This window comes from Streptomyces sp. G45 (assembly GCF_049542095.1).
In the GTDB taxonomy this organism is placed as follows: domain Bacteria; phylum Actinomycetota; class Actinomycetes; order Streptomycetales; family Streptomycetaceae; genus Streptomyces.
In genome coordinates this window covers 7693873-7718765 of record NZ_JBMUZU010000001.1, presented here as the reverse complement: position 1 = coordinate 7718765, position 24893 = coordinate 7693873, and the positions used below count along the sequence as shown (strand labels likewise).

Sequence of the window (24893 nt, the reverse complement as noted above, 5' to 3'; positions counted from 1 at the left end):
TCGCACGCGCCGGGTGGTGCGCGTCGGCTCCGGCGCGGCCGGTCGGGTGCCTCAGGTGGTGACCGGTTCCCGGGCGGCGGAGCCGATCGCCATGGCGTGCTCGACGACGTCGATGAGGACCTCCTTGACGGAGTCCTTCTCCCGGGCGTCGCACAGCACCAAGGGGGTGGCGCTGTCGAGGTCCAGGGCCTGGCGCACCTCGTCTTCGGGGTAGCGGGTCGCGCCTTCGAAGCAGTTGACGCCGACGACGAAGGGTATGGAGCGGCGTTCGAAGTAGTCGACGGCGGCGAAGCAGTCCTCCAGGCGACGGGTGTCGGCGAGGACCACGGCGCCGAGCGCGCCGGTCGCCAGCTCGTCCCACAGGAACCAGAAGCGGTCCTGGCCGGGTGTGCCGAAGAGGTACAGCACCAGGTCGTCGCGGAGCGTGATCCGGCCGAAGTCCATGGCCACGGTGGTGGTGTGCTTGCCCGGCACGGCGTTGATGTCGTCGATCGGACGGCCCGCCTCGCTGAGCGTCTCCTCCGTGCGCAGCGGCCGGATCTCGCTGACCGCGCCGACGAGCGTCGTCTTGCCCACGCCGAAGCCGCCCGCCACCAGGATCTTCAGCGTGACCGGCTCGACGGGGGCCGCTCCGCGCTCAGAACGCTTGAAGATCATTGCTCTCTACTCCTGAGTCCGTCATCTGGGGTATCGCGTGCGTCGGCCGGGCGGCGCCCGTACCCGCCGCCTCCGGGGGTTTCGATCACGAGGACGTCGCCGGGACCCGCGTCTACGGAGTCGCTGCCGTCGAGCCGCGTGACGGTTCCGTCGGCGCGCTCCAGGCGGCCCGAGCCGAGCGCGCCGGGCTCGCCGCCCGCCATGCCGTAGGGCGGCACCCTGCGGTGCTGGGACAGTGTGGAGACGGTCATGGGCTCGCGGAAGCGGATGCGGCGTACCGCGCCGTCCCCGCCGCGCCAGCGGCCGTCGCCGCCGCTGCCGCGCCGTACCGCGAACTCCTCCAGGAGGACGGGCAGCCGCCACTCCAGGACTTCGGGGTCGGTGAGGCGCGAGTTGGTCATGTGGGTCTGGACGACGGACGCCCCGTGGAACCCGTCGCCCGCTCCGGAGCCGGAGGCCACGGTCTCGTAGTACTGGTACCGGTCGTTGCCGAAGGTGACGTTGTTCATCGTGCCGGAGCCCTCCGCCTGCACGCCGAGCGCCGCGTACAGGGCGCCGGTGATGGCCTGCGAGGTCTCCACGTTGCCCGCGACGACGGCCGCGGGCGGCTGGGGCGACAGGAACGTGCCGGGCGGCACGATCACGCGCAGGGGGCGCAGACAGCCGTCGTTCAGGGGGATGTCGTCGTCCACCAGGGTGCGGAAGACGTACAGGACGGCGGCGTTGACCACGGCGAACGGCGCGTTGAAGTTGCTGTCCAGTTGGGCGGAGGTGCCGGTGAAGTCCACGGTGGCGGTGCGCTGTTCGCGGTCCACGGTGACGCGGACGCGGATGGTGGCGCCCGAGTCGGTCTCGTACGCGTACGCCCCGTCCTCCAGGGCGTCGATGACGCGCCGTACCGCGTCCTCGGCGTTGTCCTGGACGTGTCGCATGTAGGCCTGGACGACGTCGAGGCCGAAGGTGTCGATCATGCGGGCGACCTCGTCGACGCCCTTCTGGTTGGCGGCGATCTGGGCGCGCAGGTCGGCGAGGTTGGTGGCGGGGTTGCGGGAGGGGTAGCGGGTCTCGGTCAGCAGCCGCAGGGTCTCGGCCTCGCGGAAGCGGCCCGCCTCCACCAGGAGCCAGTTGTCGAAGAGGATGCCCTCCTCGTCGATGGTGCGGCTGTGCGCGGGCATGGAGCCCGGCGCGATGCCGCCGATCTCCGCGTGGTGGCCGCGCGACGCTACGTAGAACAGGATCCGCTCCCCCGGGGTGTCGAAGACCGGGGTGATGACGGTGACGTCGGGGAGGTGCGTGCCTCCGTGGTAGGGGTCGTTGACCGCGTAGGCGTCGCCGGGTCGCATGGCGTCGCCGCGGCGGCGGATGACCTCCTTGACGCTGGTGCCCATGGACCCCAGGTGGACGGGGATGTGGGGGGCGTTGGCGACGAGGTTGCCGTCCGGGTCGAACAGGGCGCAGGAGAAGTCGAGCCGCTCCTTGATGTTGACCGACTGGGCGGTGGACTCCAGGCGGGCGCCCATCTGTTCGGCGATGGACATGAACAGGTTGTTGAAGACTTCGAGCAGGACCGGGTCGGCCCGGGTGTCCGCGCGGGAACTCGGGGGCTCCTCGACCCGTTCCATGACCAGGTGCCCGTCGTCGGTCATGGCCGCCCGCCAGCCGTCGTCCACGACGGTCGTGGCGCTGGCCTCCGTGATGATCGCGGGCCCGGTGACGGTCTCGCCGGGCGGCAGGTCCTCGCGGCGGTGCAGCGGCACGTCGCGCCAGGCGCCCCCGGTGTGCAGGCGCACGGTCCGCGCGGCGCCACGGGAGGCGGCGCCGCCGAGCACCGACAGGTCGGGGGGCTCGGTGCGGCCGGTGGCCTCCACGGAGAGGGCTTCGACGATGACGGGGCGGTCCAGGGTGAACGAGTAGGTGGCGCGGTGGCGCTCTTCGAAGGCGCGGGTCATGGCGTCCGGCTCGGTGAGCTCCACGGTGAGGGTCGTGTCGGTGCCGTCGTAGCGCAGTTGGGCGCGGCGCGTGACCTCGATGCGGTCGGCGGGCACGTCCTCGTCGAGGAGTTCGGCGGTGGCCGCCGCCTCCAGGTCGTCGGCGGTCTTGCGGACGCGGGCCATCGAGGACGCCTCCAGGGGCGCCTCCACGGACTGCTCGCGCATCGCCGTGGTGTCGGCGAGCCCGATGCCGAGGGCGGAAAGGACCCCGGCCATGGGGGGTACGAGGACGGTGCGGATGCCGAGTGAGTCCGCGACCATGCAGGCGTGCTGCCCGCCCGCGCCGCCGAACGTCGTCAGGGCGTAGCGCGTGACGTCGTGGCCCTTCTGGACGGAGATCCGCTTGACGGCGGCGGCGATGTTGGCGACGGCGATCTGGAGGTAGCCCTCGGCGACCTGCTCCGGGGTGCGGTCGTCGCCGGTGGCGTCGGTGATCTCGCGGGCGAGGGCGGCGAAGCGGTCGCGGACGAGCGCGTCGTCGAGGGGCTGGTCGCCGTCGGGGCCGAACACCGCGGGGAAGTGGGCGGCCTGGATGCGCCCCAGGGCGACGTTGGCGTCGGTGACGGTCAGCGGGCCGCTGCCCCGGTAGCAGGCCGGGCCCGGGTCGGCGCCCGCAGAGTCGGGGCCCACGCGGTAGCGGCTGCCGTCGAAGTGCAGCACGGAGCCGCCGCCCGCGGCGACGGTGTGGATGTCGAGCATCGGGGCGCGCAGCCGCACGCCCGCGATCCGCGTGGTGAAGACCCGCTCGTACTCCCCCGCGTAGTGCGACACGTCGGTGGACGTGCCGCCCATGTCGAAGCCGATGACCCGGTCGAACCCGGCGAGCTTCGACATGCGGGCCATGCCGACGATGCCGCCCGCGGGCCCGGACAGGATGGCGTCCTTGCCGCGGAACTGCCCGGCTTCGGCGAGCCCGCCGTTGGACTGCATGAACATCAGCCGCACGCCCCGGAGTTCGTCGGCGACGTGCTGGACGTAGCGGCGCAGGACGGGCGAGAGGTAGGCGTCGACGACGGCGGTGTCGCCGCGGGGGACGAGCTTCATCAGGGGGCTGACCTCGCTGGACAGCGAGATCTGCGGATAGCCCAGGCGGCGAGCGAGGGCGCCGACGGCCCGCTCGTGGGCGGGGTGGAGATGGCTGTGCAGACAGACGACGGCGACGGCGCGGATCCCGGCGTCATAGGCCTCCCGCAGCGGTCCGGCCAGCGCCTCCAGGTCGGGCGCGCGCAGGACTTCCCCATCCGCGGCGACGCGCTCGTCAACTTCGACTACTCGGGCGTACAGGTCCTCGGGCAGGGTGATGTGGCGGGCGAAGATCCGCGGGCGGTTCTGGTAGGCGATGCGCAGGGCGTCGCGGAAGCCTCGGGTGATGACCAGCACCGTGGGTTCGCCCTTGCGTTCCAGGAGGGCGTTGGTGGCGACGGTGGTGCCCATGCGGACGGCGTCGATGGGGACGGTGCCCAGCTTCGCGCGGAGGTCGTCGCGGTCGCCCGGGTCGAGGTCGTCGGGGTCCAGGGCGCCCGCGTCGGCCAGGAGCTGGGCGATGCCCGCGACCGCCGCGTCGGCGTAGCGCGCGGGGTTGTCCGACAGGAGCTTGTGGGTGAGGAGACGGCCGTCCGGGTGGCGCGCGACGACGTCGGTGAACGTGCCTCCCCTGTCGACCCAGAACTGCCAGCCTGTCACGTCTCAATCCCCGCTTCCGCGCTGTTCAGAGCTGTTGAGAGCTGTCTAGAGCGCCCGGAGGCCGTCGATCACGTCGCGCAGAATACTCTCGTCCGGCAGCTCGGCGGGGGTACGGGACGGGTCACGTGCACCAGTCGGTCGTGGACGAGGTCCCCGATCAGGACGCGGACGACACCGATCGGAAGGTCGAGTTCCGCGGCGAGTTCCGCGACGGACTGCGGGCTGTCCCGGCACAGGTCGACGATGTCCACGTGCTCCGGTGACAGGGTCTGGTCGGCCTCCGTGTCGTCGACGCGGGACTCCGCCACCACGACCGCGATCAGGTCGAGGCGGTGCTGGCCCGGGCTGGTGGTGCGGCCGCGCGTCATGGCGTACGGACGCACCACCGGTCCGGCGTCGTCGTCGAACCAGCGGTGCGCAGACTGGGAAGCCTGGGCGGACTGGGGGGCCTGGGGGACCGACCGTCGTCGCTCATGACCTCCCACTACCCTCCCGTGGGCAGGTCGGTGCGCGGCGCCGAACCCAGGTGCACACCCACCCTCTTGACCAGCAGCGTCATCTCGTACGCCACCAGACCGACGTCGGAGTCCGCGTCCGCGAGGACGGCGAGGCAGCTGCCGTCGCCCGCCGCCGTGACGAACAGGAACGCGTCGTCGAGCTCGACGACCGTCTGCCTGACCTTGCCCGCGTCGAAGTGGCGCCCCACGCCCTTGGCGAGGCTGTGGAAGCCGGACGCGACGGCGGCCAGGTGCTCGCTGTCCTCACGGGTCAGGTTCTTGGACACGCCCGTGGGCAGGCCGTCTCCGGAGAGCACGAGCGCTTTGCGGATGCTGCCGACACGCTCCACCAGGTCGTCGAGGAGCCAGTTCAGCTCGCCCGGCGCCCCGGTCGTGGTGGCGCGTGTGTCGGCCTTCGGTGCGGTCATCGACCGTCCCCCTCAGATGTCGTTCCTGGTGCTGTGCCGTCGGGGGCGCTGTCGCCCGCGGCATTCTCTTCACGTCCCCGCTGCCAGCCGCGCTGGAGCGAGGCCATGCGACTGCGTACCTCGTCGGCGTCGCGCTCCTCGGGCCCGCCGGGCGCGGCCGGGGCTCCGCCGCGCTCCGTGCGGCTCGCGGGGCCCTCCTTGAGCTGCGGGGCGAGGCTCGCCTGCCGGACCCGGCGCGGCAGGCCGCCGAGGGTGGGCGCGGGGTCCTGCGCCGCCGGGCGGGACGGCGTGCCGATGCTGCCTGCGGCCCGGTCCATGGGTTCTGTGTCCGTCCTTGCCGCCCGGTCCGCACCAGGCGCTGGTTCCGTGCGGGTGGTGGGCCGGGGCGCGTCCGTCGCCGGGCGGCGCCTGGGCAGGAGCGGCGGTTCGGACGGGGATCCGGTCCCGGTCGGGCCGGTCCCGGTCGGGCCGGGCGCGGGCGCGTCGGGCCACGTGGTGTCGGTCCGTGGGCGGCGCGGCAGGTCGAAGCCCGCGCGGTCGCTCGCGCCGAGGGTGCCGGGGGCGCCGGCGCCGAGGCCGCGCTTGTCGGGTCCGCCGCGCGTGGGAGGCGGGGTCCTGCGGGTGTCGAGGGCCGACGGGCCCGTGAGGCGGGTCTCCCGTGCGGGGCCTCGGCCGGGGCGTCCGCCGCCGGTGTCGCGCGAGCCACGGCCGTCGTCGCTCGCCGTGTCCCGGGCGTTCACGGAGTCGGTGTCGTCGGAGCTTCGGGGGCGGGTGGGGCCGACGCGACGGCCGTGCGAGGAGACGAGCTTCGGGGCGCGGCGGCGGGGCAGCGGCATCGCGTCCCCGGGGGTGAAGTCGTCGTCTACGGAGACGTCGATGTCCGGGACGGCGTGGCCCGCGGGGTCGCCGGTGCGGGCGGGCTCGCCGACGCCCGGTTCGCGGGTGTCGCGCGCCTGCTGGTGCTGTTCGCCCGCGCCTTCGGAGCTGCGGCGGCGCGGCCGGAACAGCCCGCCGCGCTCGCTGTCCTCGTCCTCCAGCGCTCCGGGGAAGGTGTCGAGGCCCGCCATGCCCACCGGGGCCTCAAGCTCGACGGGGCCGTCCAGGAGCGACGCGGGCAGGCCGGGCAGTTCGGCGGGCACGTGTGCGAGGGCGGTGGCGCGGTCGCCCCTGGTGTCGCCGCCCACGGACGTCGCGGGCCCGGGCCGGTCGAGACGGAAGCCGACGCCTCCGGTGTCGGGCACGTCGTCGGTGAGCAGCGACTCCGGGATGAAGACGACGGCGGTGGTGCCTCCGTACGGAGAGGGCTGCAGGGACACGCGCACGCGCTGGCGCTGGGCGAGGCGGCTGACCACGAACAGGCCGAGCCGGTCGGTGTCGGACAGTTCGAACTCGGGTGTCTCGGCGAGGCGCAGGTTGGCGTCCAGGAGCGCCTCGGAGGCCATGCCGAGGCCCCGGTCGTGGATCTCCAGGGTGAAGCCGTTGGCGACGTGCTCGCCGAGGACCTGCACCGCGGTGTGCGGGGGCGAGAACACCGTGGCGTTCTCCAGGAGTTCGGCGAGGAGGTGGGTGAGGTCGGCGACGGCCGGGCCGGTGACGGCGATGCGCGGCAGCCGACGCACCTCGATGCGCTCGTAGTCCTCGACCTCGGCGACGGCGGCGCGGACGACGTCCATCAGCTGGACGGGCTTGCGCCACTGCCGGGAGGGCGCCGCTCCGGAGAGGATGACCAGGCCCTCGGCGTGCCGCCGCATGCGGGTGGTCAGGTGGTCGAGGCGGAACAGGTCGGCGAGCTCGTCGGAGTCCTCGGTCCTGCGCTCCATGGTGTCGAGGAGCGTGAGCTGCTTGTGCAGCAGCACCTGGCTGCGGCGGGCGAGGTTCACGAACACTTCGGAGACGCCGCGCCGCAGGTCGGCCTGTTTCACCGTGGCCTCCACGGCCGCGCGCTGAAGGGTGTTGAGCGCCTGGCCGACCTGCCCGATCTCGTCCTTCTCGTAGCTCAGGCGGGGCGCCTCGGTCTCCACGTCGACCTGCTCGCCCGCCGCGAGGCGCCGCAGCAGGCCCGGGAGCCGGACGCCCGACGCCTCGTGGGCCTCCAGGCGCAGTCGGCGCAGGTCGCGGATGAGGCCGCGGCCGATGCGTACGGACAGGAAGACGGAGACGAGGACCGCGAGGAGGCCGACCACGCCCGCCACGGCCAGTTGCACGATCACGCTGACGGCCTCCGGGCGGGCCCGGTCGCGCAGTCGCTCGATGGCGGCGTCGTTGCGCTCCTCCAGGCCGAGGAGGACCTTGCCGGACTCCCGGTTCCAGTCGGACGACGTGACCGCGCGCGGGGTGCCGGGGCCGGACTCCACCAGGGTGCGCTCGGCGTCGCGCAGGCGGGCCGTCTCCGCGCCGTTCCAGTAGCGCTCGTAGCGGGCACGCTCGTCGTCGGGGAGCTGCGCGAGGCTGGTGTCCAGAAGCAGGGTGCGCTGCGCCATCAGGTCGGCGACCTGGCGGATCTCGCTCTTGGTGACCGTGCGTACGAGCAGGGCCGAGCCGAGCAACGCGTCCTCGCGGGCGAGGAGTTCGCGGGCCTGGTCGACGCCGACGAGCGCGCGGCTCTGCGCGGTGATGCTCACGTCGTCGAGCGCGTTGAGCGTGGTGAGGAAGCCGTAGCAGGGGTCGATCAGGCGCGTGTACATCTTCAGCGCCTTCTCGCGGCTGATGGTGCCCTGCTCGACGGTGCGGCGCAGCGCGTCAATGCTGTCGAAGGCGTCCAGGACGACGGCCAGGCGGTCCGCCGAGCGGCCGTCGAGGACGTCGCGGGAGTCGGAGCTGGCGGCCTTGGACTTCACCTTGGCGACCATCTCGTCGGTGGCCCTGCGGGCGCTGCGCAGCTCGGCCAGCGCGTCCGAGGCGCGGGGGTCCGCGAGGTAGGCGAGGGTCTGGCGCCGCTCCTCCTGGACGACGTGCGCCGTGTCCTGGATGGGCTTGGCGAGGTCGTCGATGATGTACGCGGTGTCGATGAGCTTGTTGGCCTCGCGCCCGGTGAGGAAGGTGGCGAAGCCCCAGATCGCCGTGAGGGACACCAGCGGCACGAGCAGCAATGCCACGATCTTCCGGCGGATTGACTTCCCGCGAAAGCGCATGGCCTCCCCCAGATCGGGCCCCTCGCGGCCGCGCGTCGACCGGGGGCACGCATGTGCGTCAACAAACGGCGCGAGCCTACTACTGACACAGGAGCAACTCGAAGGCGCGTCCGGGTGCTTTTCAGCCGTGACGCGAAAGCTGCGTCCGGCGTTGTCCGCCCATTGCGGGAGATTGTCTCCCGCAGAGGGAACGGGCCGGACCGACTCATCGTCCGTGCGTGTGGCGCCAGTTGGCCGGAAGTGTTCGCCGCGTGCCGCAGATCACCGCGGAGTTCGCCGCGCGGTGCGCCATGGAGTACGTCGTGGAGTTCGCCGTGGAGTACGCCGTGAAGCCAGCCGGATCGTTCGCCGTGGAGTTCGCCAGGGAGTTCGTCATGGCGTTCACCGTGGGCGGACGCGTTGTCGGTCGCCGTGGGAATCTTCGACGGGGTTCGTTCGTCGATCTGTACGAGCGGGTTGAGCAAGTTGGGCGGGTCGAGCGGCTTGAGCGGGTCGAGCGGCTTGGGTGGATTGAGCAGTACGGGCAATACGAGCAGTACGAGCGAGGCGAGACGGGTGCGGGGAGGGGTGGACGCGCGGTGGCGACCGAGGCAGCGCGGCGGGGGCACCTCGGCCACACCGAGCGGCCAGACGCGATACCGCCGATTCGCTTTGCGCGAAGCCAGGTTGAATACGGAGAGTGGAGAGTGGCACACGCAGCGCGGGAGCACCTCAGCGACACGGAATAAAGCACAGCAAAAAGGGCAGCAAGGAGGGAGTCGGCCATGAGGGCTCCCGGCATCCGCGACGCGACGCACGACAGCGGGGGAGGGACGAGGGATGGGCACGACTGAGCGCCACGGGACACCCGTGGCGCGCGTGACGGACACGGATCGACGGGCTCGGGACCAACGCGGGCGGACGGGTGCGGAGTTGGCGATACGAAGCGGGGACAAGGAGACGCGCGCGGCCAGCGGCGCCTCTCGCGGGGCCGGGGCAACCGGGGACAACGGCCAAGTCGGGGCCGCCGGTCGCACCGCGGGCGCCCACAGGGGCGCTGGGGCCGCCGGGACCGCTGAGCGCAGCGGAGCCACGGGGGGCGCCCGGGCCGCACGGGTCACCGAGACCGCCGGTCGTACCAGGGGCACCAGAGGCACGGGCGCCGACGGGGCCGCGTGGGCCATCGGCCAGGAGGATTCCGTGTACGAGCAGCAGAGGCGCCCCTTGTGGGTCGAGGAGCCCGCGGGCCGACCGCGGCTCCCGGACCCGGTGCGCACGGCGGCCGTCCGGGCCGTGCTCATCGTCGCGCTGACGCTCACGCAGGCGATGACGGCGTTCTTCTGCGCGCTGGCCGAGTCCTGGCTGGCCTTCCCGATGATCCTCAGCAGCGTGGCCAGCACGGTTGTGGCCACGTGGGGCGTCCTTGACGTATGGGTCACCCGCCAGGTGTGGAACCAGCGCAACGGCGTCGTCTCAGCGCCCAGCAGCACGGCACGCCAACTGCGCCGTGAGCGGCGCCGGGCCCGCCGCCAAGCCCGTGCGGCCGCCCGCACGAAGGAAGGCATACGGGGGCGGGGCGGGGCCCGTCAGCTGTCCCACTCCTGACGCGTGCCCCGTCCCGCCGCCCTCGCGCCACGGCCGCCGCCTGACCTCCTGCCCCTGCGGGGATCCAGGCCTCCGCCCTCTTGAGTCCGGCCCCCGGCCCTGGGCTCCCGGCCCCGGCTCACGAGCCCGCCCGGTCCGGCACGAGCCTGCGCCGTCCGGGAGCCCAACGCCCCCCTGACCTCGTACGGTTCAGCCCGCCCGCCCGGCGACCGGTCACCGCCTCCGGCGACAGCCGCGTGACGAGCCCGCAGTTCACGCCATACGCGGAGGAACGGGCGCGGGAGGTCGACCGCCAAGGCAGCCGTCGGTCTCCCCTCGTGTTCGTACACGGCGAGGAAGGCACCCTCACCGGGGTCGCCCTCCACCACGCGGACGGTGGCGTCGGGATGGCGGTGCCCGGCGAACTGGATGCGGGAGCCGTACTGGTCGGACCAGAAGTAGGGCAGTGCGGTGACGGACTCGACGGTGTGCCCGGCGAGCAAGTTCCGTACGGCGACGCGGGGTTGTTCGGTGGCGCTGGTCCAGTGCTCGGCCCGGGCGCCGTTGACGCGGGCGACGTCGCCGACAGCGACCACCTGCGGCAGCGGGGTGACGCAGCCCTCGTCGCACAGGACGCCGTCGCGCAGTGGGAGCCCGGAGTTCGCGAGCCAGGCGGTGTTGGGCAGCGCGCCGATGCCGACGACGACCACGTCGGCGGGGAGGAGACGGCCGTCGGCCAACTCGACGGCGGTGACACGGCCTGGCGCTTCGGGGCGGTCCGGCGCTCCCGAGTTGGCGGGAAGGAGTGCCGGACCGGCGCCGGTGCGAGGGGGTGTCGAACCTGTGCCGGGGAGCAGGGGTGCCGGGTCTGCGCTGATGCGAAGGGGTGCCGGATCTGCGTCGGGCAGCAGAGGTGCCGGACCGGCGCCGGAGTACGGAAGCGTCGTGTCTGCGCCAAGGGAGCCAAGGGGTGTGCGCACGGCGTCCGCGCCAAGGGGGCCAAGGGGTGTGCGCCCGGCGTCCGCGCCAGGGTGCGGGCTCGTCCCACCCGTGGTGGAGCGCAGGCGCGCCACGCTCGTGCCGGTGAGCAGCCGGGCTCCGCCCCGGCGGTGCAGGTCGGCGCAGAAGGCGGCCATGTCCGGGCCGAGTTGCGGGACGAGGGGTAGCGGTGCGGCCTCGACGACGGTGACGTGGTGGCCGAGCGCCACGCAGGAGGAGGCGGTTTCCGCTCCGATGAAGCCGCCGCCGATGATCACGACGCGCCGCGTGCCGTTGGTCAGTTCGCCGCGCAGGGCGCGGGCATCGTCGAGGGTGCGCAGGGTGTGCACGCCCGCGTAGCGCGGCCCGGGCAGCGGGCGGGCCGTGGCGCCGGTCGCGATGACCACGCCGTCAGTGGGGACCCTGCGGCCGTCCGAGAGGAGGACGGCGCGGTCGCGTGGGTCGAGCGCGGACGCGGCGACGCCGAGCCGCCACTCGGCGTCGAGGGCAGCCATCTCCTCCCCGTCGGTCAGGGCGAGCGAGGCCTCCGGACTGGCGCCGGTGAGGAAGCCCTTGGACAGGGGCGGGCGGTCGTACGGAGCGTGGGGCTCCGCGCCGACGACCACCAGGCGGCCGTCGTAGCCCTGGGCGCGCAGTTCGCGGGCCGCGTGGAGACCGGCGAGGGACGCGCCCACTACGGTGACGGTGGCGAGTCCGCCCGCACTCCCCCGGCCCGTCATGCGGCGGAGCCGCCCGCTACCGAGCCCGGGGTGCCCGCAGTGCCCACGGTGGAGCCCGTCATGGCAGCCGCGGCGCCCGTGTCGCGCGCCGCCGCTGGCGCGTCCGTGAGCGCGAGGTGGACGTGGATCACCCCGTCCACGACGGTCACCCGATGGGTACGCACCGGGCGGCGCGCGGGCAGGCACGCCGGTTGCCCGGTCCGCAGGTCGAACGACGCGGCGTGCAGCGGGCATTCGACGAAGCAGCCTTCGAGCCAGCCGTCGGAGAGGGACGCGTCCTGGTGGCTGCAGGTGTCGTCGACGGCGTACAGCGCACCGTCGGCGTTGAACACCGCCACGGGCGGTGTGGTGTCGAGACGGACGGCTTCGCCCGCGGGGAGGTCTTCGAGGCGGCAGACGGGAATCGCGGGAATCATGGGCCCCCCTCTGGAGTGTCGCGTGGGATGTCTCGTGGAATGCCCGGCCCGTTCCGAGGCCGTTTCGGGCGGGACTCTTCGGTAACATGAAGTTTCATATGGCGCACCAGAGAGTGCTATGCGCAACAGAATCCGGTGGGAAGGCCATCGCGTCAAGGGCTTCCCTGGTACGCGGCTTCAACCGGCCGCCGAGTGGTGAGAGTTGAGATATGACCCGCACGCGGAAACAGCCTGACCAGAACGGGGAGCCGCACAGCACCACACCCCAGAAGGCGCCCGGGGTCCCCCCTCGGGAAGCGCCGGGGAGAGCCCCGGCGAAGCGCTCGGCGCCCGCGAAGGCCGCCGGGTCCCGGGCGGCGCAGGCCACCAGGGGCGCCGCCTCCGCGGTGCAGTCCGTGGACCGGGCCGTGAGCGTCCTGGAGATCCTGGCCCGGCACGGCGAGGCCGGTGTCACGGAGATCGCGGACGAGCTGGGCGTGCACAAGTCGACGGCGTTCCGGCTGCTCGGGGTGCTGGAGAACCGCGGGCTCGTCGGGCAGGCCAAGGACCGCGGCAAGTACTTCCTGGGGGCGGGCGTGCTGCGTCTCGCGGGGGCCGCGGCGGTGCGCATGGACATCTCGCAGGAGGGCGGTCCCGTCTGCCGGGAGCTCGCGGACGAGCTGGGCGAGACGGTCAATATCGCGGTCCTCGACGACGACGCGGCCGTCAACATCATGCAGGCCCGCGGCCCCGCGTCCGTGACCGCCCAGAACTGGCTCGGCAGACGCACCCCGCTGCACGCCACGTCCAGCGGCAAGGTGCTGCTGGCCCACCTGCCCACGCCCCTGCGCGAGGGTCTGGTCGCCCGTACGCTGCCCCGCTTCACGGAGCACACGGTCACCGGCACGGTGGCGCTGCGCACCGAGCTCGGGACCGTCACGGAGCGGGGCTACGCGACCGCGTTCGAGGAGCTGGAGGTGGGCCTCGCCGCCGTCGCGGCGCCGGTGCGCGGGCACGACGGCAAGGTGATCGGGGCGCTGAGCGCGTCCGGACCGGTCTACCGGCTGACCGAGGACCGGCTCACGGAGATCGCCAAGCGCACGGTCGCGGCGGCCGTCGAGCTGTCGCGGCGGATGGGGTACGGGTTCTGACGCCCTGACAGGCGCGAGCAGGCGCTGACCCGCGCAGACAGCCGTGCCGGGCGCCGACAGAGGCAGTATCGACCGCGCCGACACGGCGCACACCGACCGGCACACGAGCGCGAGCAGCGAGCAGCGAGCAGGGGACGCTGGGCCCGGATGTCCCGGCCCAGCGCCCTCTCACACCTGATCCAGCACCCTCTCCCGCCTCATCTCGCACCCTCTGGCGCTTCGCGCTCCCGTGCGTTCCGCACTCCCCGCTCCCTCACGGCCGCCCACGCCCCGCGTGCCTCACGCGCTCCCTCACGGCCGCCCACGCCCCGCGTGCCTCACGCGCTCCCTCACGGCCGCCCACGCCCCGCGTGCCTCACGCGCTCCAGCAACCCTGTTCACCCCGCGCTTCCCACCCGTCCCGCCGCATTGCCAAGCCGCAGGCATGGCCCGTCCCCTCAGCTTCTCGCGGGCTCCGCCCGCGCCCCGGCTCCGCCCGCTCCGCCCCCTTGACGGGCCCTTGATGCCGCTCGCACGATGTCTCCGATAGCGCAACCGATCGTGGAGTACGCAACAACAGTCCGCGCTTGCGCGTCGCTGCACCCGTCACGCCGTCGCGCCGTAGCGCAACGTTCCGCAGAGGAGCCTGGCCGTGCCACACGAGGTCCGTGGCGTCGTCGCCGCGAAGAAGGGCGCACCCGTCGAGGTGCAGACGATCGTCGTGCCGGATCCCGGACCGGGAGAGGCACTTGTCTCCGTGCAGGCCTGCGGGGTCTGCCACACGGACCTGCACTACCGGGAGGGGGCGGTCGGCGACGGCTTCCCGTTCCTGCTGGGGCACGAGGCCGCGGGCACCGTCGAGGCGGTCGGCCCCGACGTCGACGGGCTGCGGCCGGGCGACTATGTGATCCTCGCGTGGCGCGCCCCGTGCGGCGCCTGCCGGTCCTGCGTGCGCGGCCGCCCCTGGTACTGCTTCGACTCGCGCAACGCGGCCCAGCCGATGACGCTCCTGGACGGCACGCCGCTCACGGCGGCGCTCGGCATCGGCGCGTTCGCGCAGCTGACGCTGGTCGCCGCGGGCCAGGCCGTGAAGGTCGACCCGGCGGCCCGCCCGGAGGCCGCGGGCCTGATCGGCTGCGGTGTGATGGCCGGGTACGGGGCCGCGGTGAACACGGGGAACGTGGGCCGCGGCGACACCGTCGCCGTCATCGGCTGCGGCGGCGTCGGATGCGCCGCGATCGCCGGGGCCTCGCTCGCCGGGGCGCGGCGCGTCATCGCCGTCGACATCGACGACGCGAAGCTCGACGGCGCCACGCGGTTCGGCGCCACGCACACCGTCAACTCCCGTGGCACGGACGCCGTCGAGGCCGTGCGGGGCCTCACCGGCGGCTTCGGGGTCGACGTCGCCATCGACGCGGTCGGCCTCCCCGAGACGTACCGGCAGGCCCTCCACATGCGCGACCACGCGGGCGTGCTCGTGCAGGTCGGCGTGCCCGACCCGGCCATGACCGTCGAGCTGCCGCTGATCGACCTGTTCTCCCGCGGCGGGGCCCTCAAGTCCTCCTGGTACGGGGACTGTCTGCCCTCCCGGGACTTCCCCATCCTCGTCGACCAGTACCTCAGCCGCAGGCTGGACCTCGGTGCCTTCGTGACCGAGAAGATCGCGCTGGACGAGGTCGAGGAGGCCTTCGCGGCCATGCGGCGCGGTGAGGTGCTGAGGTCGGTGGTGGTCCTGTGACCGCCGCGCCCGAACCGGGACACGCCCCCGGCACGCGCGACGCCCCGCGACCGAGCCCCCACGCGAGCGGCCCCCGCACCGGCGGCCCCGGTCCCGGCGGCCCCCGCGTCGTCGTCATCGGCGCCGGAATCGTCGGCTGCTCCCTGGCCGACGAGCTGACCGCCCGCGGCTGGAGCGACGTGACCGTTCTCGAACAGGGGCCGCTGCCCGCGCCCGGCGGCTCCACCTCGCACGCGCCGGGGCTCGTCTTCCAGACCAGCCCGTGTCGGACGCTGAGCGCGTTCGCCGCATACACCGTGCGGAAGTTCACCGAGCTGCGCGTCGACGGTCTGCCCTGCTTCCACGCGGTGGGCGGCCTGGAGCTGGCCACCACCGCGGAGCGCTGGGCCGATCTGCACCGCAAGGCGGGGCTCGCCGCGTCCTGGGGCATCCGCGCCGAACTCGTCGGCCCCGGCCGCTGCAAGGAGCTGTGGCCGCTGCTCGACACCGGCCAGGTGCTCGGCGGTCTGCACACCCCGGACGACGGCCTCGCACGCGCCGTCCCGGCCTGCCGCGCGCAGATCGCACGGGCCGCGCGCCGCGGCGCCCGCTTCCTCGACCGGCACACCGTGACCGGAATCGAGCAGGCCGGTGGCCGCGTCACCGGCGTGATCACGGACCGGGGGAGCTTCCCCGCCGACCACATCGTGTCCGCGGCGGGCTTCTGGGGGCCGGTGATCGGCTCCATGGCGGGCGTGGACGTGCCCCTGCTGCCGCTCGCCCACCAGTACGCCACCACCCGGCCGCTGCCCGCGCTCCAGGACACGGGCGCCCCCAGCAGCGGCCCTCGTGCTCCCCGTGCCGAGGCCACTCGGCCCATCCTGCGCTTCCAGGACCGCGACCTGTACTTCCGGGAGCACACCGACCGCCTGGGCATCGGCTCGTACGCCCATCGACCGCTGCCCGTCGACCCGTTCGCCGTCCCCGCGTACGAGGAGGCCGTCGCGGCCGGGCGTGCCGTGCCCGCGATGCCCTCGGCGTACCCCTTCACCGAGGAGGACTTCGGCCCGAGCTGGCAGGACACCTGCGAACTGCTGCCCGCGCTCAAGGAGTCGGCGGTCGACGAGGGCTTCAACGGCGTGTTCTCCTTCACTCCCGACGGTATGCCGCTGCTCGGCGAGTCACCCGAGCTGCGCGGCTTCTGGCTGGCCGAGGCCGTGTGGGTCACGCACTCCGCGGGCGCGGCGAGCGCCGTCGCCGAGTGGATGGTGCGTGGCCGCCCCTCCACGGACGTCCACGGCTGCGACCTGACACGCTTCGAGGACGCGCAGCGCTCCCCCGCGTATGTCGCGGAGCGCGGCGCCCGGCAGTTCGTCGAGGTGTACGACGTGATCCACCCGGCGCAGCCCATCGCGGGGCCGCGTCCCTTGCGCGTCAGTCCCTTCCACGCCCGCCAGCGGGAGCTGGGCGCCCACTTCATGGAGGGCGGCGGCTGGGAGCGCCCGCACTGGTACGAGGCCAACGCGCCGCTCGCCAAGGGCCTCGGCCTGCCCGAGCGGGACGCCTGGTCCACGCGCCACTGGTCGCCGATCGCCGCGGCCGAAGCGAGGGCGACACGCGAGCGGGTCGCCCTGTACGACATGACGCCGCTGCGCCGACTGGAGGTCACAGGCCCCGGCGCCCTGGCCTTCCTTCAGCGCATGACCACCAACAACCTTCGCAAGAAGCCCGGTTCGGTCACCTACACCCTCCTTCTCGACGAGGCGGGCGGCATCCGCTCCGACCTGACCGTGGCACGCCTCGCCCCGCACCGCTTCCAGGTCGGCGCCAACTCCCCCGCCGATCTCCACTGGCTACGTTCGCACGCGCCGCACGACGTGCACATCAGGGAGATCACCCAAGGGACGTGCTGCGTCGGTGTGTGGGGGCCGCTGGCCCGCGCGCTGGTCCAGCCGCTGACGCGCGACGACTTCTCGCACGAGGCGTTCGGCTACTTCAAGGCCCGCGAGACCCACATCGGCCACGTCCCGGTGACGGCGCTGCGCCTGAGCTACGTCGGCGAACTCGGCTGGGAGCTGTACACCAGCGCCGACCTCGGACAGTGCCTGTGGGACACGCTGTGGGAGGCGGGGCGGCACCTCGGCGTGATCGCGGCCGGGCGGTCCGCGTTCGCGAGCCTGCGCCTGGAGAAGGGCTACCGCGCCTGGGGCCAGGACATGACCACCGAACACGACCCGTACGAGGCGGGGCTCGGCTTCGCCGTCCGCCTGGACAAGGGCGACTTCGTGGGGCGCGCGGCCCTCCAGGAACGCGGCCCGCGCACCCGCGCGCTCACCCCGCTGCTCCTCGACGACCCGGCCGCCGTGGTCCTCGGCGCCGAACCGGTGTACGTCGACGCCACCCGCGACGGCACCGGCGACGCCCCCGCCGGATACGTCACCAGCGCCGCGTACGGCTACACGCTGGGCCGCTGCGTCGCGTACGCCTGGCTGCCGCCGCTGCCCGCCGGGACCGGCGCCCACATCGCGTACTTCGGAGAGCGACTGCCCGCGACGGTCGCCGAGGAACCCCTCTTCGACCCCGGCATGACCCGTATCCGATGCTGAAGGCTCCGCAGAACGCGCCGTGACGAGCCGTCGCCCGGCACAGGGCGCCGTCCGTCCGCGCCCCGCCGCGGCTGATCACGCAGTCCCCCGCGCTCCCTGGAGGGCGCTTTTCACACCCCGGAGGCCCCGATGTCGCCCACCACCCCCTCGTACGACGTGATCGTCATCGGTCTGGGCGGCATGGGCAGCGCCGCCGCGCACCACCTCTCGGCGCGCGGCGCCCGCGTCCTCGGCCTGGAGAAGTTCGGCCCCGTACACCAGCGCGGCTCCAGCCACGGCGGCTCGCGGGTCACGCGCCAGTCGTACTTCGAGGACCCCGCGTACGTCCCGCTCCTGCTGCGCGCCTACGAGCTGTACGACAAGCTGGAGCGCGACACCGGGCGCGAGATCGCCCTCCTGTGCGGCGGCCTCATGGTCGGGCTCCCGGAGGGGCGGGTGGTCTCCGGAGCGCGGCTGTCCGCGGAGACCTGGGGCCTTCCGCACCAGATGCTCGACGCCCGGGAGATCCGCCGCCGCTTCCCGACGCTGACGCCGCGCGACGAAGAGGTGGCGCTGTACGAGGAGCGGGCGGGCCTCGTCCGGCCGGAGAACACCGTCGCCGCGCACCTCCAGCTGGCCACGCGCCAGGGCGCCGAGCTGCGCTTCGAAGAGCCGGTCGTCCGCTGGGAGCCGTTCCGGGGCGGGGTGCGGGTGCACACTCCGGAGGACACGTACACCGCGGGGCAGCTGGTGATCTGCCCGGGTGCGTGGGCGCCGGGGCTGCTGGCGGACCTCGGGGTTCCGTTCACCATCGAGCGGCAGGTCATGTACTGGTTCCAGCCGACCGGCGGGGTCGGCCCGTTCCTGCCGGAGCGGCATCCGATCTACGTCTGGGAGGACGCGGAGGGCGTCCACGTCTACGGCTTCCCGGCGATCGACGGCCCCGAACGCGGAGCGAAGGTGGCCTTCTTCCGCAAGGGTTCGGTATGCACTCCGGAGAGCATCGACCGCACCGTACACCCGGAGGAGGTCGCGGCGATGGCCGCGCACATGGCGCGGCACATACCGCTGCTGCCCGGGCGTCTGCTGAAGGCAGCCACCTGCATGTACACCACCACGCCCGACGAGCACTTCGTCATCACCCGCCATCCGGCGCACCCGGAGTCGGTGACGGTGGCGTGCGGGTTCTCCGGGCACGGCTTCAAGTTCGTGCCGGTGGTCGGGGAGATCCTCGCCGACCTGGCGCTCGACGGCGCCACCGCCCACCCCATCGAGCTGTTCGACCCGCGCAGGATCACCGGCCCCCTCAACCCGGCGCCCGCCGCGGCGCCCGCGTGAGGACCCCCGAGGCCCCCCCGAGGAAACCCTGAGGAACCCTGAGGACCCCAAGGAGTGCGCACGTGACCACCCAGGTCTCCGCGAGCCTCGTCGCGACGCTGCCCGGTCGCGCCTACACCGACCCCGACGTGTTCCGGCGGGAGCAGGAGAACGTCTTTGAAGCGCTGTGGACCTGCGCGGTGCGCTCCGCCGACCTCGACCGCCCCGGCGCGTACCGCACGGTCGAGATCGGCCGCGAGAGCGTCCTGATCACCCGCGCCCGCGACGGCGGCCTTCGCGCCTTCCTCAACGTGTGCCGCCACCGGGGCGCCCGCCTGTGCACGGACGCCGCGGGCGAGGTCCGGCGCGGCCTGCAGTGCCCGTACCACGCCTGGACGTACGGCCTGGACGGCAGGCTCGTCGCCGCGCCGAACCTCAGCGGGATGCCCGACGTCGACCGCTCCGCGTACGGCCTGGTCGCGGTGGCGCTGCGGGAGTGGCTGGGCTACGCCTGGGTGTGCCTCGCCGAGGAACCGCCCTCCTTCGAAGAGACCGTGATCGGCGAAGCCGTCGAGCGGCTCGGCGACCCGGCCGCCGTCGAGCGCTACCGCGTCCACGACCTGGCGCTCGGGCGGCGGGTGCGCTACGACGTGCGCGCCAACTGGAAGCTGATCGTCGAGAACTTCATGGAGTGCTACCACTGCGCCACCATCCACCCCGAACTGACCGACGTCCTGCCGGAGTTCGCGAACGGCTTCGCCGCGCAGTACTACGTGGGGCACGGGGCGGCGTTCGGCGAGGAGGTGAGCGGTTTCACCGTGGACGGCAGCGCGGGCTTCGGCCGCCTCCCGGAGGTCGCCGACGACCAGGACCGCCGCTACTACGCGGTCACCGTCAAGCCGACGGTGTTCGTGAACCTCGTACCGGACCATGTGATCCTGCACCGGATGTTCCCGCGCGCGGCGGACCGCACGGTCGTCGAGTGCGACTGGCTGTACGCGCCCGAGGTCGTCGCCTCCGGAGCGGACCTGTCGAAGTCGGTGGAGCTGTTCCACCGCGTCAACGAGCAGGACTTCGCGGCGTGCGAGCGCACCCAGCCCGCGATGACCTCACGCGCCTACCGGGACGGCGGGGTGCTCGTGCCGACCGAGCACCACATCGGCGCCTTCCACGCGTGGGTCACCGGGCGGCTCGGCGCCGTCTGACAGTCGCACGTCTGACAGTCACACGTCTGACGGGCGCACCGTCTGACGGGCGCACCGAGCCGTCGGCCCGGCCTGCCCCGCCCGGACCGACCCGCCCTGCCGCTCAGCCCGCGACCGGCTTCTTGAACATGCGTGTCGCCGTGATCTCGCCGTGCACCGTCTCCTCGGCCGGGGCCTGCTGCGCCTGGGGCAGGCCGGGGCGCAGGTGCTCCTCGACGCTGATGTACTTCAGGCCCGCACGCAGGTCGGCGTCGTTGCGCAGCCGGATGACCAGCGGGAACTCGGCGAGCGCCGTCGTGTCGAACAGGCCGGTGGTGTACAGCAGCTGGACGCCGAGGGCGTCGGACACCGCGCGCTGGAGCTCCAGGAGGTAGGTGGCGTTGGCGCGGCCGATGGGGTTGTCGAGGAACAGCGTGCCCGCGTGGCGGTGCTTGTCGCGGCCCCGGTCGTTCGACCGCAGGGCGGCCATCGTGCAGTACAGGGCGATGGCGGCGGTCAGCAGCTGGCCGCCGGAGAACACGTCGCCCATCTGCCCGACGGGGACGCGCTCGGCGCGGAGCACCGCGTCGGGCTTGAGGATCTCCACGGCGACGCCGCGCGGCTCCAGGGCGGCCTGAACTCCCCTGAGCAGCAGGGACATGCCGTCCCTTCGCAGGTCGGAGTTCTTCTTCACGGCCGCGCGGGTCGCGTCGTCGATGACCTCGCCGAGCCGCTCGGTGAGCGTGGCCTGGTCGGGCTCTTCGAAGCGGATGCGCAGGAATTCCTGGCCGGACCACTCGCCGAGGCCCTCGGGGAGCCGGGACAGGCGCTGGGCGGACCTCAGGGTCGCGAGCGCCGACTCGACGAGGCCGCGCAGCCGGTCGACGATGCTGTCGCGGTTGCGCTCCAGCTGCTCCAGCTCGTCGGTGAGCACGCGCAGGCGGGGCGCGAAGGCGTCCGCCCACTTCTTGGCGTGCTCGGGGAGCGCGGCGGCGGGCAGCTCCCGGATCTGCTGGCGGGCGGGCGTGCGGACCTGTTCGTAGCGCGTGGAGTTGGCGTGCCGCACCAGGACGTCGCTGGCCTCGCGGACGGCCGCCTCCGCGGCGGACAGGTCAGCGGCGCACCCGCGCAGCGAGCGGCGGGCCTCGGCGGCGGCCTGGCGGGCCTCTTCGAGGGTGCCGGGGTGCGGCTCGGGCTGCTCCTCGTCCTCCGCGTCGTGGTGCTCGCGGAGCAGGTCGCGCAGGAGTGCGGCCGTCTCGTCGAAGCCGCTGGCCGCGTCTTCGGTGGTGCGGTGGGCGCGCAGGAGGGCGGCGTGCGCCTCCTTGGCCTGGGTCAGCGCCTCCGTGCGCTCGGCCAGCTCGGTGGTGGCGGTGCGCAGGAGTGCCTGGGCGTGCTCGGCGTCGGTGGGCACCAGGTCGTCGGGCAGGTCCGTGTGCGCGTCGCCGTCCTCGGGGGCATGCCGCTCGGCCTCGCCGCGCAGGCGGCCGAGCTGCTCGCTGGCGGCGGACGCGCGGGACTCGATGAGCTGGACCTGCGCCTCGGCGCGGGCGGCGGCGGCCTGCCGGGAGGGTCCGTCGGCGCCGTCGGTGCCCTCCAGGAGCTGGGCGGCACGGGTGCGGACCTTGTTGCTGAGCCGGTCCAGTTCGGCGAGCGCGGCGGACTCGTCGCTCTCGGCGCGGGCCTGCTCGGCGCGCAGGTCGGCGCCGACGCCCACCTTCTCGTAGAGCTGGGAGGCCGCGCGGTAGGCCTCGCGGAGCGCGGGCAGCGACGGCTTCGGAGCGTCCGGCGTCTCCGTAGAACCCGGTGTCTCCGTAGAGCCCGGGGCGTCCGGGGAGTCCGGGGTCTCCAGGGATACGTCCTCGGGGGCGCCCGCGATCTCGGCGCGCTCGGCGCGCAGGGCGCGCGCGGTCCGGCGCGCGTCGTCAGCCGCGCGCTGGGCGGCGCGCCGGTCCTCGTCGGCGGCGCGGGCCCGGTCCAGGCAGGCCTGGGCGCGGGCCTCGTACTCCACGGCGTCGTCGGCCAGCTCGCGCAGGGTCGTCTGCCAACCGGCGCGCTCGCGCAGGCGGAACGCGAGCCCGGCGAGGGCGTCGGCGGCGCGCCGGGCCTTCTGGGCGGCCTCCTGCCGCTCGTCCCGCACCCGGGTGGCGTCGCCCGCGGCCTCGTCGGCCTCGGCGCGCGCGGCCCGGGCCTCGGCCAGCTCGGCCTCGGTCTCCTCGGCGAACCGGCGGGCCTCGCGCGCGGCGGAGGCCAACTCTTCGAGGCGCCCGGCCGGGCACCCGGAGCGCCAGGACGCGAGCCGGGCGGCCAGCTCCCGGTCCTTGGCGAGGCGCTGGGCGAGGGCGCGGATCTCGTCGTCGCGCCGCGTGGCGCGGGCGCGCAGGGCCTGGCGCTCCTCGTCGGCCGCGTGCTCGTCGTGCATGGCCGGGTTCGGCGGTACGAGGAACACGTCGCCGTCCGGCGCGGACTCACCGGGGGTCGGGGCGAGCAGCGCGGCGGCGGTGCCGACGGCGACCGTGGAGCGCGGCAGGAGCGCGGCGCCGGTGAGCGCCTCGCGGGCGCGGGCGTGGGTGTCGGGGTCGGTGATGATGACGCCGTCGACCAGCTCGGGGCGGGCCGCGAGCACCCGCGCGTGGTCGGCCGGGTCGACGGCCTGCGCCAGATAGCGCCAGCCGGGCAGCGCGGGGATGCCGTGCTCACCCAGGAACTCGACGGTGGCGAGGACGTCGGGCCCGGGCGGCAGGAGCCCGCCGTCACCCAGCGCCCCCAGGATGCGGGCGTCGTCGGCGGCGGCCGTCCTCAGCTCGAACAGCTGCCGCTCGGCGGCGGCCACGCCCTCCTCCAGCAGGCCGCGCAGGTCGTCGGCCGCGCGGTCGAGGTCCTCCGCGGTGAGCGCGGCTCCGGAGCGGCCGGACGCGGCATCGCCGTCTCCTTCGGCCCCGTCCTCGCCGTCCGCGTGCCGGGGCTGCGGTACGCCGCCGGGGGCGCCCGGCAGGCCGAGGAGTTCCGCGAGGCGCTCGTCCCGGGCGAGGGACTCGGCGGCGCGGCGCTCCGCCTCGTACGCCTGCTCGGCGGCCGTCGCGGCGTCCGCGGCGCGGGCCGCGGTCAGCTCGGCGCGGGACTCCGCGGCGGCGGCCTCCTTGGCGTGCTCCGTGGCCCGGCGGGCGGTCTCGCGGGCGGTGTCCCAGGCGGCGACGGCTGTCTTCTCGGCGTCGCTCGCGGCGAGCGCGGCGCGCGCCGGGTCGGCGTCCGGGGCGCTGTCGTCGAGCCAGCCCGCGCGGACGGCCTCGGCGGTCTCCTGCTCGACCTCGGCCAGGCGCTGGCGCAGGTGCCCGGCCTCGCTGCGGGCGCGCTGGGCCTCCGTGGCGGCGGCGGTGGCGTCGCGGTGGGCGGCCTCGCCGGTCTCCTGGAGGGTGGCGGAGCGCTCCTCCTCCTCGTTGGCGTGCGCCTCGGCGTCCTCGGCCGCCGTGTGCAGCGCGCGCACGAGGTCGGCGGCGGCCTTGGCGCGGGCGGCGAGCGCGGGGGCGGCGTCCCGCTCGGCCTCGCGGATCGCGGCGGCCACGCGCGCGGAGCGGTCGGCGGCGGCGCGGTGGCGCAGGACGGCCTCGGCGGCCTGCCAGGCGGCGTGCAGGGTGCGGGCGTCGGCCAGCTCGCGGCGCTGGGCGGCGGCGGCCTTCTCGGCGACGGTCAGCGCCAGCGAGGCGTGCCGGTAGGCCAGTTCGGCGGAGATCAGGGCGGCGCGCTCGCGGGTGCGCTCAGCCTCCGTGACCGTGTGGGCGGCGGCCGTGACCTGCTCGGCCAGCTCCGCCGCGCGGCCGCGCTCCTCGACGGCGCGGGCGGACAGGCGGCGGGCGAGGGTGCGGGTGCGCCGCTCGGCGCCCGCGTGCACATCGCGCGCCCGGGCCCGGGTCTCGGCGGCGTCCACGATGCGGCCGAGGAGGTCCACGGAGCCCGCGGTGAAGTCCCGCTCGGCGATCAGCTCGGCGCGGCGGCCCAGCTTGTTGCCGAAGCCGTGGACGAGGTCGGCGAGACCGTCCGTGTCGCGCGTGTCGGTGACGGCGCGCAGCAGCAGGTCGGTGAAGTCGGAGTCCTTCTTGACCGCGAACAGGCCCGCTGCCTCGCCCTCGTCGGCGTTCATCTCGCGCTGGTAGCGGAAGAGCTCGGGGTCGAGGCCGAGGTCGCCCAGGTGCTCGTTCCAGCGGTCGTGGATCTCCTCCCAGTGCACTTCGAGGTGCGGGTACGCCTTGCCCGCCTCGGTGAGGGCGTCGCGGAAGCCCTTCATGGTGCGGCGGCGGCCCTGCGCGCCCGAGGCGCCCTCCACGGGGGGCCGCACGGCGGTGGACTCGGCCACGGGCAGCGAGTCCAGGCTCATGCCGGGGCCGGGCCTGAAGGAGTACCAGGCCTCGGCGAACTTCCGCGGGTCGTTGGAGACCTGGCGGCCGCGCCACTCGCTGACCTTGCCGACGACGACGCACTCGCCGGTCAGGGTGTGCTGCCACTCCAGGGCGACGTGCCCGCAGTCGTCGGCGAGCAGGAACTTGCGCAGCACGCCGGAGCTGGCGCCGCCCAGGGTGTTGCGGTGGCCCGGCAGCATCACCGAGAAGATCAGCTTGAGCAGGACGGACTTGCCGCCGCCGTTCTCCAGGAAGAGCACGCCCGCGGGCGCGGGCCTGCGCGGCGGGCCGACGGGCTCCTCTTCGAAGAACTCCGCCTGCGCGGGCGCGGGGTCGGGCACCACGTCGCCCACGCCGCGCAGGTCGAGGACGGTGTCGGCGTAGCGCGCACCGGCAGGTCCGATGGAGTAGAGGCGGACCCGGGACAGCTCGTACATGGCGGCGGACTCTCGTCGTCAGTCGGTAACTCGTGCGGAACGGCCGGGGTGGGGCACCCCGGCCCTCGG

The 24893-nt window shown here is 74.1% G+C and carries 14 protein-coding genes and 1 pseudogene; 7 read left to right on the top strand and 8 right to left on the bottom strand.

What is annotated here, in order from left to right; all coding sequences use genetic code 11:
* Positions 1-51 precede the first annotated feature (51 nt).
* The 5 genes and pseudogenes from ACOBQU_RS32775 to ACOBQU_RS32755 all read right to left on the bottom strand — a co-directional run bounded on the left by ACOBQU_RS32775 (position 52) and on the right by ACOBQU_RS32755 (position 8387).
* Positions 52-657, bottom strand: a complete 606-nt coding sequence (locus ACOBQU_RS32775) for a GTP-binding protein (protein WP_423632179.1) — start codon at positions 655-657, stop codon at positions 52-54.
* Complete coding sequence (locus ACOBQU_RS32770; protein WP_423632177.1) at positions 654-4331, bottom strand: hydantoinase B/oxoprolinase family protein; 3678 nt, start codon at positions 4329-4331, stop codon at positions 654-656. The genes ACOBQU_RS32775 and ACOBQU_RS32770 overlap by 4 nt, the downstream gene beginning before the upstream one ends.
* Positions 4332-4376: 45 nt before the next feature.
* A pseudogene (locus ACOBQU_RS32765) lies at positions 4377-4717 on the bottom strand (DUF742 domain-containing protein).
* A 98-nt stretch (positions 4718-4815) separates the two neighbouring features.
* Positions 4816-5256, bottom strand: a complete 441-nt coding sequence (locus ACOBQU_RS32760; protein ID WP_423632175.1) for a roadblock/LC7 domain-containing protein — start codon at positions 5254-5256, stop codon at positions 4816-4818.
* Positions 5253-8387 carry a nitrate- and nitrite sensing domain-containing protein gene (locus ACOBQU_RS32755; protein WP_423632173.1) on the bottom strand — a complete coding sequence of 1045 codons (3135 nt, stop codon included), beginning with the start codon at positions 8385-8387 and terminating at the stop codon, positions 5253-5255. The genes ACOBQU_RS32760 and ACOBQU_RS32755 overlap by 4 nt, the downstream gene beginning before the upstream one ends.
* 251 nt (positions 8388-8638) lie before the next feature.
* Between ACOBQU_RS32755 and ACOBQU_RS32750 the strand changes: the two genes are divergently transcribed.
* Together ACOBQU_RS32750 and ACOBQU_RS32745 are read left to right on the top strand one after the other, a co-directional pair.
* Positions 8639-9115 carry a hypothetical protein gene (locus ACOBQU_RS32750; RefSeq protein WP_423632171.1) on the top strand — a complete coding sequence of 159 codons (477 nt, stop codon included), beginning with the start codon at positions 8639-8641 and terminating at the stop codon, positions 9113-9115.
* Between the two features lie 190 nt (positions 9116-9305).
* Positions 9306-9971, top strand: coding sequence for a hypothetical protein (locus ACOBQU_RS32745; RefSeq protein WP_423634864.1), 666 nt, complete (start codon positions 9306-9308; stop codon positions 9969-9971).
* Here ACOBQU_RS32745 and ACOBQU_RS32740 read toward each other — a convergent pair.
* Together ACOBQU_RS32740 and ACOBQU_RS32735 are read right to left on the bottom strand one after the other, a co-directional pair.
* On the bottom strand, positions 9953-11668 hold the full coding sequence (locus tag ACOBQU_RS32740) for an FAD-dependent oxidoreductase (RefSeq protein WP_423632169.1): 1716 nt from the start codon (positions 11666-11668) through the stop codon (positions 9953-9955). The genes ACOBQU_RS32745 and ACOBQU_RS32740 overlap by 19 nt on opposite strands.
* Positions 11665-12084: a bifunctional 3-phenylpropionate/cinnamic acid dioxygenase ferredoxin subunit gene (locus ACOBQU_RS32735; protein ID WP_423632167.1), complete on the bottom strand. Its 420-nt coding sequence runs from the start codon at positions 12082-12084 to the stop codon at positions 11665-11667. Before ACOBQU_RS32735 ends, ACOBQU_RS32740 begins: the two co-directional genes overlap by 4 nt.
* Positions 12085-12470: 386 nt before the next feature.
* Between ACOBQU_RS32735 and ACOBQU_RS32730 the strand changes: the two genes are divergently transcribed.
* From ACOBQU_RS32730 to ACOBQU_RS32710, 5 genes are all read left to right on the top strand, one after another.
* The gene (locus ACOBQU_RS32730) at positions 12471-13214 is read left to right on the top strand and encodes an IclR family transcriptional regulator (RefSeq protein ID WP_423634862.1); all 744 of its coding nucleotides are present in this window, start codon (positions 12471-12473) and stop codon (positions 13212-13214) included.
* A 631-nt stretch (positions 13215-13845) separates the two neighbouring features.
* Positions 13846-14931 (top strand): S-(hydroxymethyl)mycothiol dehydrogenase, encoded by a 1086-nt coding sequence (locus tag ACOBQU_RS32725; RefSeq protein ID WP_423632165.1) that lies wholly within the window; start codon positions 13846-13848, stop codon positions 14929-14931.
* Positions 14932-15047: 116 nt separating this feature from the next.
* Positions 15048-17516 carry a GcvT family protein gene (locus ACOBQU_RS32720; RefSeq protein ID WP_423634860.1) on the top strand — a complete coding sequence of 823 codons (2469 nt, stop codon included), beginning with the start codon at positions 15048-15050 and terminating at the stop codon, positions 17514-17516.
* A gap of 129 nt (positions 17517-17645) precedes the next feature.
* The gene (gene solA, locus ACOBQU_RS32715; RefSeq protein WP_423632163.1) at positions 17646-18833 is read left to right on the top strand and encodes an N-methyl-L-tryptophan oxidase; all 1188 of its coding nucleotides are present in this window, start codon (positions 17646-17648) and stop codon (positions 18831-18833) included.
* A gap of 62 nt (positions 18834-18895) precedes the next feature.
* The gene (locus ACOBQU_RS32710; protein ID WP_423632161.1) at positions 18896-20017 is read left to right on the top strand and encodes an aromatic ring-hydroxylating oxygenase subunit alpha; all 1122 of its coding nucleotides are present in this window, start codon (positions 18896-18898) and stop codon (positions 20015-20017) included.
* Between the two features lie 103 nt (positions 20018-20120).
* Here ACOBQU_RS32710 and ACOBQU_RS32705 read toward each other — a convergent pair whose 3' ends face one another.
* Entirely contained in the window at positions 20121-24824 is a 4704-nt protein-coding gene (locus tag ACOBQU_RS32705) for a hypothetical protein (protein ID WP_423632159.1), read from the bottom strand.
* Positions 24825-24893 lie beyond the last annotated feature (69 nt).